13 protein-coding genes are annotated in these 12,571 nt (G+C 64.5%); 3 read left to right on the forward strand and 10 right to left on the reverse strand.

What is annotated here, in order from left to right; translation table 11 throughout:
* From XM53_RS03495 to XM53_RS03505, 3 genes are all read left to right on the forward strand, one after another.
* Positions 1-320, forward strand: a 320-nt coding sequence (locus XM53_RS03495) for an adenosylhomocysteinase (protein ID WP_144435443.1), incomplete at its 5' end; no start/stop codon positions are given.
* A 164-nt stretch (positions 321-484) separates the two neighbouring features.
* Entirely contained in the window at positions 485-1,303 is an 819-nt protein-coding gene (locus XM53_RS03500) for a putative sodium/potassium/calcium exchanger (protein ID WP_057790359.1), read from the forward strand.
* A 192-nt stretch (positions 1,304-1,495) separates the two neighbouring features.
* Positions 1,496-1,837 carry a DUF2853 family protein gene (locus XM53_RS03505; protein ID WP_057790361.1) on the forward strand — a complete coding sequence of 114 codons (342 nt, stop codon included), beginning with the start codon at positions 1,496-1,498 and terminating at the stop codon, positions 1,835-1,837.
* A gap of 105 nt (positions 1,838-1,942) precedes the next feature.
* Here XM53_RS03505 and XM53_RS03510 read toward each other — a convergent pair whose 3' ends face one another.
* The 10 genes from XM53_RS03510 to XM53_RS03555 form a co-directional block, all read right to left on the reverse strand.
* Positions 1,943-2,485 carry a hypothetical protein gene (locus tag XM53_RS03510; RefSeq protein ID WP_057790363.1) on the reverse strand — a complete coding sequence of 181 codons (543 nt, stop codon included), beginning with the start codon at positions 2,483-2,485 and terminating at the stop codon, positions 1,943-1,945.
* A gap of 80 nt (positions 2,486-2,565) precedes the next feature.
* Positions 2,566-4,506: a hypothetical protein gene (locus XM53_RS03515; protein ID WP_057790365.1), complete on the reverse strand. Its 1,941-nt coding sequence runs from the start codon at positions 4,504-4,506 to the stop codon at positions 2,566-2,568.
* Positions 4,507-4,606: 100 nt separating this feature from the next.
* Positions 4,607-4,882 (reverse strand): hypothetical protein, encoded by a 276-nt coding sequence (locus XM53_RS03520; RefSeq protein WP_057790367.1) that lies wholly within the window; start codon positions 4,880-4,882, stop codon positions 4,607-4,609.
* 40 nt (positions 4,883-4,922) lie between these two features.
* Positions 4,923-5,681 (reverse strand): hypothetical protein, encoded by a 759-nt coding sequence (locus tag XM53_RS03525; RefSeq protein WP_144435444.1) that lies wholly within the window; start codon positions 5,679-5,681, stop codon positions 4,923-4,925.
* 435 nt (positions 5,682-6,116) lie between these two features.
* Positions 6,117-7,400, reverse strand: a complete 1,284-nt coding sequence (locus XM53_RS03530; protein ID WP_057790371.1) for a TRAP transporter large permease — start codon at positions 7,398-7,400, stop codon at positions 6,117-6,119.
* A complete protein-coding gene (locus XM53_RS03535) occupies positions 7,393-7,920 on the reverse strand; it encodes a TRAP transporter small permease (protein WP_057790373.1) in 528 nt (175 codons plus the stop codon). The genes XM53_RS03530 and XM53_RS03535 overlap by 8 nt, the downstream gene beginning before the upstream one ends.
* Positions 7,921-7,972: 52 nt before the next feature.
* A complete protein-coding gene (locus tag XM53_RS03540) occupies positions 7,973-8,953 on the reverse strand; it encodes a TRAP transporter substrate-binding protein (protein WP_057790375.1) in 981 nt (326 codons plus the stop codon).
* Between the two features lie 89 nt (positions 8,954-9,042).
* Positions 9,043-9,924: an NAD(P)-dependent oxidoreductase gene (locus XM53_RS03545; RefSeq protein WP_057790377.1), complete on the reverse strand. Its 882-nt coding sequence runs from the start codon at positions 9,922-9,924 to the stop codon at positions 9,043-9,045.
* 48 nt (positions 9,925-9,972) lie between these two features.
* Positions 9,973-11,460, reverse strand: coding sequence for an aldehyde dehydrogenase family protein (locus tag XM53_RS03550; protein ID WP_057790378.1), 1,488 nt, complete (start codon positions 11,458-11,460; stop codon positions 9,973-9,975).
* Between the two features lie 236 nt (positions 11,461-11,696).
* Positions 11,697-12,551: an amidohydrolase family protein gene (locus XM53_RS03555; RefSeq protein ID WP_057790380.1), complete on the reverse strand. Its 855-nt coding sequence runs from the start codon at positions 12,549-12,551 to the stop codon at positions 11,697-11,699.
* Positions 12,552-12,571: the final 20 nt, after the last annotated feature.

The raw sequence follows: 12,571 nt of genomic DNA on the forward strand, positions 1-12,571 counted from the left end.
TGATCGAGATGCCCTCGGGCAACCGCATCATTCTGTTGTCCGAAGGGCGCCTGCTGAACCTCGGCAACGCCACCGGCCACCCGTCCTTCGTGATGTCGGCCAGCTTTACCAACCAGGTTCTGGCGCAGATCGAGCTGTGGAAGAACGGCGGCGAGTACGAGAACAAGGTCTATATCCTGCCCAAGCATCTGGACGAAAAAGTTGCCCGCCTGCATCTGGAGCGGATCGGCGTGAAGCTGACCGAGCTTGCGAAAGAGCAGGCCGATTACATCGGCGTTTCGCCCGAAGGCCCCTACAAGCCGGAGCATTACCGCTACTGAAAACGGCGTCGTTTCTGCAGAAACCTCCGATTATCAAAGACCTACCGCCGTTTTCGGCGGAAAAATGCCGCCCCGCACCCCGCCGGGCGGCATTTTTTATTCCGGTGGGAACCATCCTGATGCGACTGCGGTTGAGGCGGCATAACGCAAAGGAGGAAGATCCAATGTATAAGACCCTGACCACTTCTGTTGCTGCCATCGCCCTGATGACCGGCGCAGCTATCGCCCAATCCGAGTCGGATGCCGAAGGCACGCTGACGACCGAGCAATCGGCTCAGGCCGAGACGCAGGACACGTCGGAACAGCTGGAGCAGAGCGCCGAGCAAACCGGCGAAGCTGTTGAAGACGCGGCTGAAGACACGGCACAAGCCGTTGAAAACACCGCAGAAGACGCGGCCGAAGGCGCCGAGGACATGGCCGAAGGCGCAGCCGATGCCACCGAAGAGGCAGCCGACGACGTCGCAGAGTCGACCGACAACGCGGCCGACGAAATGACCGACAGCGACACTGCCGCCGACACCGGTGCAGACACCGAAACGTCGGACGAAAACATGGCCGCGGACACTGAGACCAACGCCGAAACCGAGTCGTCCGACAACATGGCGGCCGACACCGACATGGGTGCCGATGACGGCAACGAAGTCACCAGCACCGAGGGCGGCATGAGCTCGACCTTCAGCGGTATGTTGGTCGGCGACATCCTTGGCCAGAACGTGACCACCCAAGCCGGTGAAGACGTTGGCGAGATCGACTATATCGTGCGCCAGGGTGAAGACCTTGCTGCCGTGATCGGTATCGGCGGTTTCCTGGGTCTGGGCGAATACACCGTCGCCATCCCGCTGGAAGAGTTTTCGATGGCCGCAGAAGGTGAAGGCCTGATGCTGAGCTCGTGGACCGAAGAAGAGCTGAAGGCTCAGCCGGAATTCGACGAAACCGGCGTTGAAGGTCTGGAAGACGACGTGCCGCTCGACAGCGCGATGTAATCTGGACTGCACATTCTAGCAGGCATTCGGGCGCCCCTTCGTGGGGCGCCCTTTGTCGTTTCGGCCCCCGGGAAAGCATCGCAGACTTTTCCCTTTGTCGCTTGTGCGTCTGTGGCTATCCTGCGCGTGGCTTTTGCGCCGGAACTGAAAACACATCCCGGTGGAACACCGGGACAGGTGGGAGAAGACTTTATGGGACGCCGTGACGAATTGATCGCGAAATACGCCGATGATCTGAAATCAAAATGCGGGATGACCCCCGACATGGACCTTTTGACGAAGGTTACGATCGGCTGTGGGCCGGCGATTTACAATGCCGATGCCGCGACTGTCGCCGCGGGGCAGGCGCACGAGCTGGAGACGGTGAAGGACAACTTTCTGATAAAGAAGCTGGGCCTGTCCGACGGACCGCAATTGATGGACGCGATCAACCAGTGCATCGAGACCTACGGCAAGTCCGAGCGCAACAAGTACCGCGCGGTGATCTACTACATGCTGACCAAGCATTTCGGCAAGGAATCGGTCTATCGCTGAGACCGGCACGACCTGAAAGAAACGCCCGTCCACTGCGGCGGGCGTTTGTGCGTTCGGTAGGCTGCGGAACAGGGTTTGGTGACGCAGCGCGCCCGCCTGACGCTTTTACCGCGACACGCCTTCCGCCTTGCCGGTGCGTTTCGGAACGGACTTGACCACCACGCGGGTCGCCGGACCGCGCGTGCCATCCGGCGCGACCAGCCGCACGTTGAACACCGCGCTGATCGGCTTGTGCTGCGGCGGCGGTCCTTCGTACCAGGCATTGCCGATCTTCAGGCTGTCGGCGCCCGGCTCGACCGGCATCACGGCACCCTTGGGAAACACGTGGTCATAGAACTGCCCTTCGGCCAGGGTGATCTCGGCCCCGACCTCGCCAAGCGTATAGGGCGCACCCGGCGGCAAGGCGATTTCGACACTGATATAGCCCATTCCGCCGCACATCGAGGACTCTCCCGGTGCCCCGCGCGACAGAGAGGTCGAGCGGATCACCGGTTTGGTCCGGGCGACGAATGCGGCGATCTCGGCTGGTGCGGCCGCGCCTGACCGCGCCTCGAAGGGGACGTGGAAAATCGCCGGCGGCTCGCAAGCGAGGGCAGAGGTTGGCAAAAGTGCAAGAAGGCACGCGGCAAGGTGGTGACGAAACTTCATGGTTCCCTGACTCCTGCAGAAAGATTGGCGCGAGACTGGCACGCCCTTCGAATATCGGTCGCGCGAACGCGGCACCGGGTTCAATCCCGCTCAGGCCGGTTCGTCACGGCGTCGCCGCATGGCACAAGCGCCACGGTCGCCGACCGGGTCATGCGGCCGGCGGCAAGCTCGCCTGTGGCCTCCGCGACCTCGAATGTCGGCTCGCGGAACTGAAACGCGGGCGCGGGCCTGGTGCGGGCGGCAGGGTCGACCGACAGGGCGGGTTTGAACAGCGGGTCGTCGGCGCGGGCTTGCGGCGCGTTGCGCCTGCGCGGTGTCGCGCGACGCGTCGGTGCCTTGCGCCGGGTCCGGCCCAGATACTGGTTCAGTTCGGGGTCGATGACGATCTCTTCCACGTCGGTCACGGCCTCGAACGCGCCGCCGGAGATGGCCTCGCCGCCACCCATGCGCAAGCCGGATTGCAGCGGTTCAAAGGACGGCGCCTTCAGCTTTTCGGCGTCGGACATCTCGAAATAATTGGCGGGCGCCACGGTGTCCGCCCCGGCCCGGATGCGCACGAAATCGTCCGGGTGCCACGTCTCGTTCTTGTCCTCAAAGGCCAGGAAAACCTGGGCTGCGTCTTTCGTGGTTTCGCCGATCGCGCCCTTGAAGGCGCCGCCGGCCGTCCCGAAAAGCGACCGGAACAGCGCGTTGCCCTCCATGTGCCGGTCGAGGATTTCGATCAGGTCGTCCAGATACCCGATGCAGGTGTCATAGGCGTGGTGGCGCAGGTGGCCCGGACTGAGGAACGACATAAGTGGGGAAGGCTGGTAATCCCAGATCGAGGCCCGGCCATGACTGGTGTCGTCCAGCAGGGCTCTTTTCTCCAGCAACACGCGCTTCTGGTGCGCGTAGGATGAAAATGCGGCCGGCCAATCGTCGAACAGGACCCGCCCGGCCCGGCGCCAGATCGCCTCCAGCATAAGTCGCATGTCCGAGCCGTCGCGCCGGCGATAAAGGTCCAGATAGGTGTCGGTGCGGATGGTCGGGTCGAAGACACGCTTGCGGATCTCGTACTGGAATTCGATCCGCCCGGTGGTGTCGACCGCCTTTTCCAGCGCGAAATGGGCCGGGTTCGGGTCTTGCCGCAGGATTTCCAGCAGCCGCTCGCCCGGTGCGCCGAACCCCTGAAGGCCCTCGGGACGCTCGGCCATGCGCAGCACGCGCGGCGCGGCGGCGTACCACTCGTGATAGGCCTCCTCGATGGTCCACTTCAGGATTGCCTCGCGCTGGATATCGCTGCCGCCGGCATCGGGGATCGACTGGGTCAGCCCCCGCGTGATGCTTTGCACCGGAAGAATGCCGTAGGGCGAATTGCCGATGCGGATCGAAGGCAGGTACGGCCCGCCCTTCACGGTGTCGCGAAACCAGCGCCGCGCCCATTGGCGTGTCGCGTCGGTCAGGTGGTTGCCGTCCGGCCCGGCCATCATCGTGGTGAGCGTCTCACCCCATGTCACCGGCCACAGCGCGGCGTTCATCGCCTCGAATGCGCTCGCCTCGTCCAGCGTGCGGTGATCGTATCGCTTCAGCGCCGACCCATTGCCCAGCCCCAGGGCGCGGCCAAGGCGCCGATAGCTTTTGCGCGACTCCTCCGAGCCCACCAGCGCGCCGCGCGGCAAGAGCGCGTCGTCGCCATGCGCGGCCATCTGTGCAGGCGCGGCTGGGTCGGTCACCCGTTCGACCACGTTGCGCAGATAGATCGCCTCGGGGTCGGTATCGTATTGCGACCAGCCCGCCGCGACGTCGCTGGTGTTGTTGGTGGCGGTGCCAGTCGGCACAAAGCCCGCGCCCCAGTCGTGAAGCTGACTGTCCAGAAGCCCGTCCAGCAGCGTCGCGGCGACCGCAGGTGTCAGGGTCTGGCCCGCGGCATCGCGGCTTTTGACCCCGGTGACGTAAAGCTCGCCGATCCGCGTCCGCGCCGTGCCGGTGACGGGAATTTCAAGCGCCATGCCCTTTTGCCTGGCGATGTCGAAATCGAACATCCAGGCAATATCAGGGTCTATTTCCAGGCCGCTGCCGGTGGCTGCCGCGCGGCCTTCAGCTCGGGCTGCGTGATCGTGGGATCGAACGCATCGACGCCGATCATGTCGGGATGACTCTGATCCGCAGTGTTCGGTCCTGCGTCGGCCCGTGAAAACGCGTTTCGATCCGCACGGGCAGCATAAGCACCGGAAGATCGTCTCGCAGTTCCTCAAACGGTTTCTTCGCGGTCTGGAACGCCTGCGGGTACTTGCCGGGGCGCGGCACGAACGTCACGCCAGGGCGTGTCGCCTCGAATTTCTTCACCTCGATGCGGGGCGCGGTGCCGCGCGGAACCTTGCAAAACTCCTTCAGGATCTGCGGCCATTGTTCGGTCATCGGCCGCTTGGGATCGAGCGTTGCGGTTCCGGGCCTGACCTTACCGGGATCGGCCTCGGTCTTTCCGGTTGAGGTCTTTCCCGGCTTGATCTTGCCCGGCTTGACCTTGCCAGTCGTGGTCCTGCCCGGTGTCTTTGCGTCGATCCGGCCCGCCTTGCCGCCCTTGCCCGCGACCGACGCCTTGCCCTTGCGCCGCGGTCCCGTCCTGCCACGCCAGCAGCGGCCCGGACGGATCGGCGTCGCGGCCCAGCCCGGCCAGCCGCCCGGCCTCGAACGTGGGCACCAGGCAGGCCGTGTACTGCGCCCGTGGCTTCAGGCGCATGGGCGACAAAAGCCGCGCAACCGTACGGGGGCCCTGCGCGCCCTCGACGTCCTGAAGATGCGCCCAGGCATGGGCCTCGGTCAGCGGCGGCAGCCTCTGGCCGGCCCCGGATGCAATCGACAGCCGCATCACCGGCGGGTCAGCCAGGGACGACAGCACGATCTCGGGCCCTTCCTCGACCGCGATCAGGCACAGCCACGGCATCAGCCGGTTCGTCGGTCCCGGGCGGGCCGGGGTGTAAAGCCAGGGAAGCTCCGGGTCTGCGAACTCGACATAGGGAAAGAAGTTCGGCGCGCAGTCCCGCGCGCCCGGGGCGGGCATCGTCTTGGTGACGGTCCCGCCTTCCAGCCGCAGCACGTCGCCCGGTCCGCGCAGCGCGATGGTGCGCGTCACGGGGTCGTCGATATTCGTAAGCCGCGGACCGGCCTCGATAGTGGCGCTGGCCGCGGGCGGCACGCCGTTGTCATCCGCCAGCACCGCCAGGCGCGACGAAAGCCCGATGTCAGCCAGGACTGAAAGCGCAGCGGCCCGGTCACACCGCCCGGTCCCATAAGATGCGGCGGGCGATGTCGCCGTGGGTGAGTGCACAAAGAAAACGCGCCGGGCCTGGCCCGCGAAGCCGATGAAGTTGTCCGAACACCTAGAGCACCAAGACGAATGGATTTCGGTCAAAAAGAAACAATATTCAATTTATAGTTGACCCATTCTGCCGGATCAACAAGGCTTTTCTTGCTGCGTGTCAGCGGCGGCGCTTCTGCCTTGCGCCAGACTTGGCGACGTCCGGGGTGGACCGCAAGGATGAGCGGACCTTGAGACATTGACCGTTCGGGCCGCGACATCTGATGCGGCGACATCGCGGCGGGCAGTCTGATCAGCGGGACCGATCTTGAACCATGATGGCGGCAACTGCCGTCAGAACCCACTCGCCTTTGGCAACCAGGCGGACAGGAACGGCAGGAACGTGATCAGCAGCAGCGCCACGGCGAGGGCGATGAAGAACGGCGGCATCTCGCGGATCAGGGTCGACGGCTTGAGCCCCACGGTGGAAGACACGACGAAGATCAGGCTTCCGACAGGCGGCGTCGTCAGGCCCAGCGTCAGGTTGACGATCACGATGATGGCAAAGTGGTTGGGGTCGATCCCCAGCGCAAAGCTGATCGGTGCGAGGATGGGCACCAGGATCATGACACCGGGCAACGGGTCCATGAACAGGCCGAAGACCAACAGCAGAAGGTTGACGGCCAGCAGGAAAACGATCGGCGCAAGATCCCACGCGATGATGGTTTGTGCCAGGTACTGTGGAACGCTCTCGATGATCAGCACCCACGCGAACGCCCGCGCGGCGCCAAGGATCAGCAGCACCGCGCCCGATGTCAGCGCCGCGCGCAGCACGATGGCCGGCAGGTCGCGCAGGCGCAGCGAGCGATAGACGAACATGCCCACGAAAAGCGCGTAGAAAACGGCGATCACGGACGCCTCGGTCGGGGTGAAGACGCCGAACCTGATACCGCCCACGATCAGTACGATCAGGATCAGCGCCGGCAGCGCAAAGAGCGCTGCCCGGGCGATTTCGGCAAAGGGCGGCATCGGCGCGCCCGACGCATAGTTGCGCTGCCTGCTGACGCGGGCATTGGCCAGAATCACCATCACCGTGATCACCAGCCCCGGCAGGATCCCGGCCATGAACAGCGACCCGACCGAGACGTTCTGGTCCTGCATCGCATAGATGATCATGGTGATCGAGGGCGGGATGATCGGCCCGACGACGGCACTGGCAATGGTCAGGGCGCTGGCATAGGGCCGGTCGTAGCCGCCTTTCTCCATCATCCGGATCATCATTGTGCCCGGCCCGGCGGCATCGGCAAGCGCGCTGCCCGAGATCCCCGCGAACATCGCGGAACTCACGACATTGGCGTGGCCCAGCCCGCCGCGCAGGTGCCCCACCAGCGACTGCGCAAGCCGCAGGATCGCCAGCGTCACCGCGCCGCCGGTCATGATCTCGGACGCCAGGATAAAGAACGGCACCGCCAGCAGCGGAAAACTGTCCAGGCCCGAGAACATCTCCTTGACCACCACCAGCGGCTGATAGCTGGAGGCCAGCATGATCGCCGCGAAGACCGAGATCGCCATCGCGAACGCGACCGGCAGGCCGAGGATCAGCAACAGGAAAAGGGCCGGAAAGAGGATCTCAGCCATTGGCGCCGCCGGTGACGGTGTCGTCGTCCACGCCGCGTGCATCGAGGCTCTTGTAGTCTCCGGCGCCGATGAAGGGGCGCGCGATCAGCAACAGGTGCACGATCAGCAGGGCGAAGCCCACGGGCATCGCCGCATAGACATAAAGAAACGGCAGGCGCAGGGCCGGCGTGACTTGGAACTGCATCCGCTGCGCGTATTGCCAGCCGACGTAGACCATGTAGGCAAAGAACGTCAGAAGGATCAGCACGATCAAGGCCCGAAGCAGCTTTTGCCCGGTTGCCGGCAGGCTGTCTTGCAGGTTGGTGATGGCCACGTGGCCGCCGATGCGCAGGATCAGGCCCGCGCCCGTGAATGTCAGCCAGATCATCAGGTAACGCGCGGCCTCGTCGGCCCAGGGCAGGGAATGCGCGGTGAAATAGCGCAGAAAGATATTTGCCCCCACGATCAGCGCCATCGCAGACAGCATTCCTATCAGCGCCCAGCCGTTCAACACGACGAAGATATGTTCGAGCCGTTTCACGCGGCGCCCCCGGTCCGGGCACCGGCGCCGGGTGGGCGCCGGTGCGGTCGTATCACTCGAAGTTGACGATCGAGTCGACAAGGTCCTTGCCGTAGGTCTCGTAATAGCCTTCGTAGGCCGACGCGATGGACTCCTGGAAGGCGGCCTTCTGTTCGGCCGACAGCTCGTTCACCTTCATGCCGCGCTCTTTCAGGGTTTCGACGCCCGTGGTCTCGACATCGTCGACATAGCCGCGCATGGCGGTCACGGCCTCCGCCGCGGCCTTCTCGAAGGCGGCTTTCTGAGTGTCGTCAAGGCCATCCCAGAACGGCTTGGACACAAGCAGCATCGCGGGCGAATAAACGTGGCCCGACAGCGTCAGGTATTCCTGTACCTCGTCCAGTTTGACCGACACGATCACCGACAGCGGGTTCTCCTGACCGTCGATCACGCCTTGTTGCAGGGAAGAGATCACCTCGGGCCAGGCCATCGGCGTGGGGGCCGCGCCCATGGCGTTGAACGCCGCCAGGTGCACGGGGTTTTCCATCGTGCGGATCTTCAGGCTTTCGACGTCGGCCGGGGTTTCGATGGCGTTGCGGTTGTTGGTGATGTGGCGAAAGCCCTGTTCGCCCCAGGCCAGCCCGTGCAGGCCGACATCGTCGAACTTGGCCAGGATCTCTTGCCCGATCTCTCCGTCCAGAACGGCGCGGGCGTGCTCGAGATCCCGAAACAGGAACGGGATGTCGAAAACGCCGGTATCGGGCACGAAGTTGGCCAGCGTGCCGGACGACACGATGGTGGCCTCGATGGTGCCCAGTTGCAGCCCCTCGATCACCTCGCGTTCGCCGCCAAGGCCGGAAGACGGAAAGTGGTTGAACTCGAACGCGTCGCCGGTCTCGGCCTTGACCACCTCTTCGAATTTCTGCGCCGCGACGCCGTAATGGCTGTCGGGGGCAAGGGCATAGCCGATCTTGACTTCGGTCTGCGCAAGGGCCGGAAGGCCCATCGCAAGGAAGATGCCGGTCGAGACCAGCCCTCGGGTAATGAACGTCATGGTTTTCCTCCCGTTTAACGTTTGCATTTGCTACATGGGTATTTTTTGACTGACAACCCTGTGTCAGCGCGGTGTCTGTGCACGGGTCTTCAGCCGTCTTTTCGCGTTCTGAACAGGCGGACCAGCTCGGGCACGTAAGCGTCGGCCGGGCCGCCATCGACCGCTTCGGACAGCGCGGCGGATACGCCATCGGCAACCGTCGTTTGCGCACCTGCGGCATCGGACATGTCGCGGTAATAGTCGATGTCCTTCAGCGCATTCGACACGAAGAACGGCAGCGCATCGCGATCCTGCGAGACAATGAAGGGCGCCAGCCGGTCGAGGGCGGCACTCGCGCCGCCGCCATTCGCCAGCACGTCGACGAAAACTTGGGGATCCACGCCAGTATCGGCGGCCTGCGCGGCGGCCTCGGCCAGCAAGGTCATGAAGCCGACAGAGACATAGTTGTGCAGAAGCTTGAGCCGATGCCCGTGCCCCAGCGGGCCGACATGCTCGACCTGTTCGGTGAAAGAGGCCAGCACAGGGCGCACGGCATCCAGGGTTTCGGCCGCGCCGCCGACCAGCAGGTTCAGCGTCCCCTCGTGGGCATGTTTCGCGGTGCGTGTCATCGGCGCGTCCAGATAGTCGCCGCCGGCCTTGCGTACCATTTCGGCCATGCGCAGGGTCGAGTCGGGCAACGCGGTCGAGCAATCCACCACGATGGTTCCCTTGCGCAACGACGCTGCAAGACCATCCGGCGCGCCGACGATCGCCTCGACCTGGGGCGACCCGGTGACGCACAGGATGACCACATCGGACGCCGCTGCGATCTCTGCAACCGTGGCGCACGCCCTCCCGCCAAGATCGACAAGGTCGTCGGTGGGCTGGTTGCCCGGGTGGTCCAGAAAATGCAACGCAAAGCCGCCGCGCGACAGGACGTTGCGGGCAATGCCGTGGCCCATGAGCCCGACGCCGATGATGCCGACATTCATTTTGGGGTCTTTCCGTTCGTCTTCGTTGATTGCGTGGCGGGCGCGGGTCTAGTCCGCGTTGATCCAGATCGCCTTGGTGTCCAGGTACTCTTCCATGTGTTCGGTCCCGCCCTCGCGCCCGTATCCCGACATCTTGACGCCGCCGAAAGGCACGGCGGGGTCGATGGCATGATACATGTTGACCCAGACCGATCCGGCCTTCAGCCGGTGAGCCAGTTTGTGCGCGGTGCCCAGGTGGGTCGAGAAAACGCCCGCCGCGAGGCCATAGGGCGTGGCGTTGGCGCGGGCCACGACCTCGTCCAGGTCATCGAAAGGCAGGGCCGAAATGACGGGGCCGAAGATTTCCTCGCGTGCGACGCTCATGTCGTCGGTGACGCCGCCCAGTACCGTGGGCTGGAAAAAGTGCCCGCCCGCAAGCTCCGGGCCCTCGGCCCGTGCGCCGCCGGTGATGACCTCGGCCCCTTCGCGCGGGCCCGCGTCGAGATAGCCCGCGATCCGCTTGGCCTGGCGGGCCGAGATGATCGGGCCGATGTCGGTGTCCTCATGGATGCCGTGACCGATCCGCAGCCCGGCGGCATAGTCGGCAACACGGCGCACGAATTCGTCATGGATTTCGCGCGCCACGAACAGGCGCGACCCGGCGATGCAGATCTGCCCGGAATTGGCGAAGACGGCCATCGCCGCGACCGGCACCGCCTTTTCGATATCGGCGTCGCGGCACACGATGACGGGTGACTTGCCGCCCAGTTCCAGCGACACGCGCTTGAGGTTGCCGGTGGCCGCGCGGGCGATGGCCTGTCCGGTGGCGGTCGAGCCGGTGAAGACGATCTTGTCGACGCCGTCGTGTTCGGCCAGTGCCGCGCCGGCCTCGAACCCCATGCCCGTTACGATGTTCAGCACCCCATCCGGCAGGCCGGCCTCCTGCATGATCCGGGCGATCATCAGGACGGTCAGCGACGCCTCTTCCGACGGTTTCAGCACGACCGTGCAGCCGGTCGCGATGGCCGGCGCGATTTTCCAGATCGAGCCGGCAATCGGCGCGTTCCACGGGATGATGGCACCGACCACGCCGATGGGCTCGCGCACGGTCTGGGAATAGATCTCGCCGGGGAAAGAGTTCGGGATGGTGGCGCCATGGATCGCCACGGCCTGACCGGCGTAGAAGCGCAACATGCCCAGCACACGGCGGCTGTTGGCAATCGTGCGCTGGATCGGCATTCCCATGTCGAGAGTATCCGAAAGACAGAGGTTCTCCCATTCCTCCTCGAACCGATCAGCTATGCGCAGCAGCAGCGCCTGGCGCTCGAACGGCGTCCATTTAGACCAGGGGCCCTCGAACGCCGCGCGCGCGGCCTTGACCGCCGCATCCACATCTGCCCGGCCGCCCTTGGGCACGGTGGCCAGCAGCGTGCCGTCCGCCGGGTTGCGGGCCTCGATGGTCTCGCCCGACCGGGCATCGCACCAGTTTCCGTCGATGAACATCCGGCGGTGCCCGCCATCGTAAAGAGCGGTTGCCGCCGCGCTCCGGTCTTTCATGGCGCCCTCGCCTTGTGTGAGTGTTTTGTCCGTATGGTCTCGCAGCATCGCGCCGCGGCCGGGTTTGCCGCTGTTTACACCAGTGGGTTTCCGAATGGCCAGCGGATAACGGCGTGCGCCACGCGACGCCGTCCAACACTTTGCCGGGGTCTGTTGAGGCATCGCGACCCAAGCCGAAAACTGCTGTGCCATTCCGGAATTGCGTCAGATCATGGTGTCTGTTGCGCAAGCGATCTTCAGAAACGCGGCCCGCCTTTTGCAACGGTTGCGACCCCGGCATCTGGCGATATTTCCGGCGCACGATCCTCTGTCGCGTCCTGACCGAGACCATACAAGCACTTCACGGCGCGCCTGTCGCACAGATCTGCCAGCTGCCCCGAAAAGGCCAGGACGTCAGGATAACCCGCGCGGTCTTCGTGCTGCGTGTGGGGCCAGTCGCTGCCCCAGACCACATGGTGCGCGGGCAGAAGTCCCAGCAGTTCGCTGGCGTGCGGCAGCAAGTCGAACGCGACCCGGTAATGTGCGGCAAACTTGAAATACAGCGCAGCGCGATCATGCATCCCCGACACGGCCTCAAGCATCGGATCGCGCTTTGGGTTCGGGTCTGACGGAAGACCGAAATGGTCCACGACGACGTTCACACCAACATCCGAAAGCGCAGGCAGGATTGGCGCCAGCCGCGGACCCTCCAGATGGATCTCAAGATGCATGTTGCGGTCGCGCAGCTTTCGCAGGAACTCTCTGGTCGTGCGCGCGCGAAGATCGGGAATCTCTGCGCCGCGCACCAGGTTCCAGCGCACGCCGCGCACACCGACCCCAATCAGGCGGTCGAGTTGTTCATCGGATACGTCCAACCCCACCACGCAAACGCCTGCAAAGCGCCGGCGATCCAGCTGTGAAAGGGCGTCGCACATCTGAGAGTTATCGGATCCCAGAAAGCTGACCTGAACGATGACACCCCCTTGCAGGCCTCCGGCTTTGAGATGCCCAAGCCAGTCCGACAAGGGGGCCGGCCTTGCCGGAACATAGCGCGCCCCATCAATGGCCGTGACCGTTTCATAGACATGAGCATGGCAGTCGAACTGGATCATGGGTGTCTCCCTCAAATCAT

This window comes from Roseovarius atlanticus (assembly GCF_001441615.1).
Lineage (GTDB): Bacteria > Pseudomonadota > Alphaproteobacteria > Rhodobacterales > Rhodobacteraceae > Roseovarius > Roseovarius atlanticus.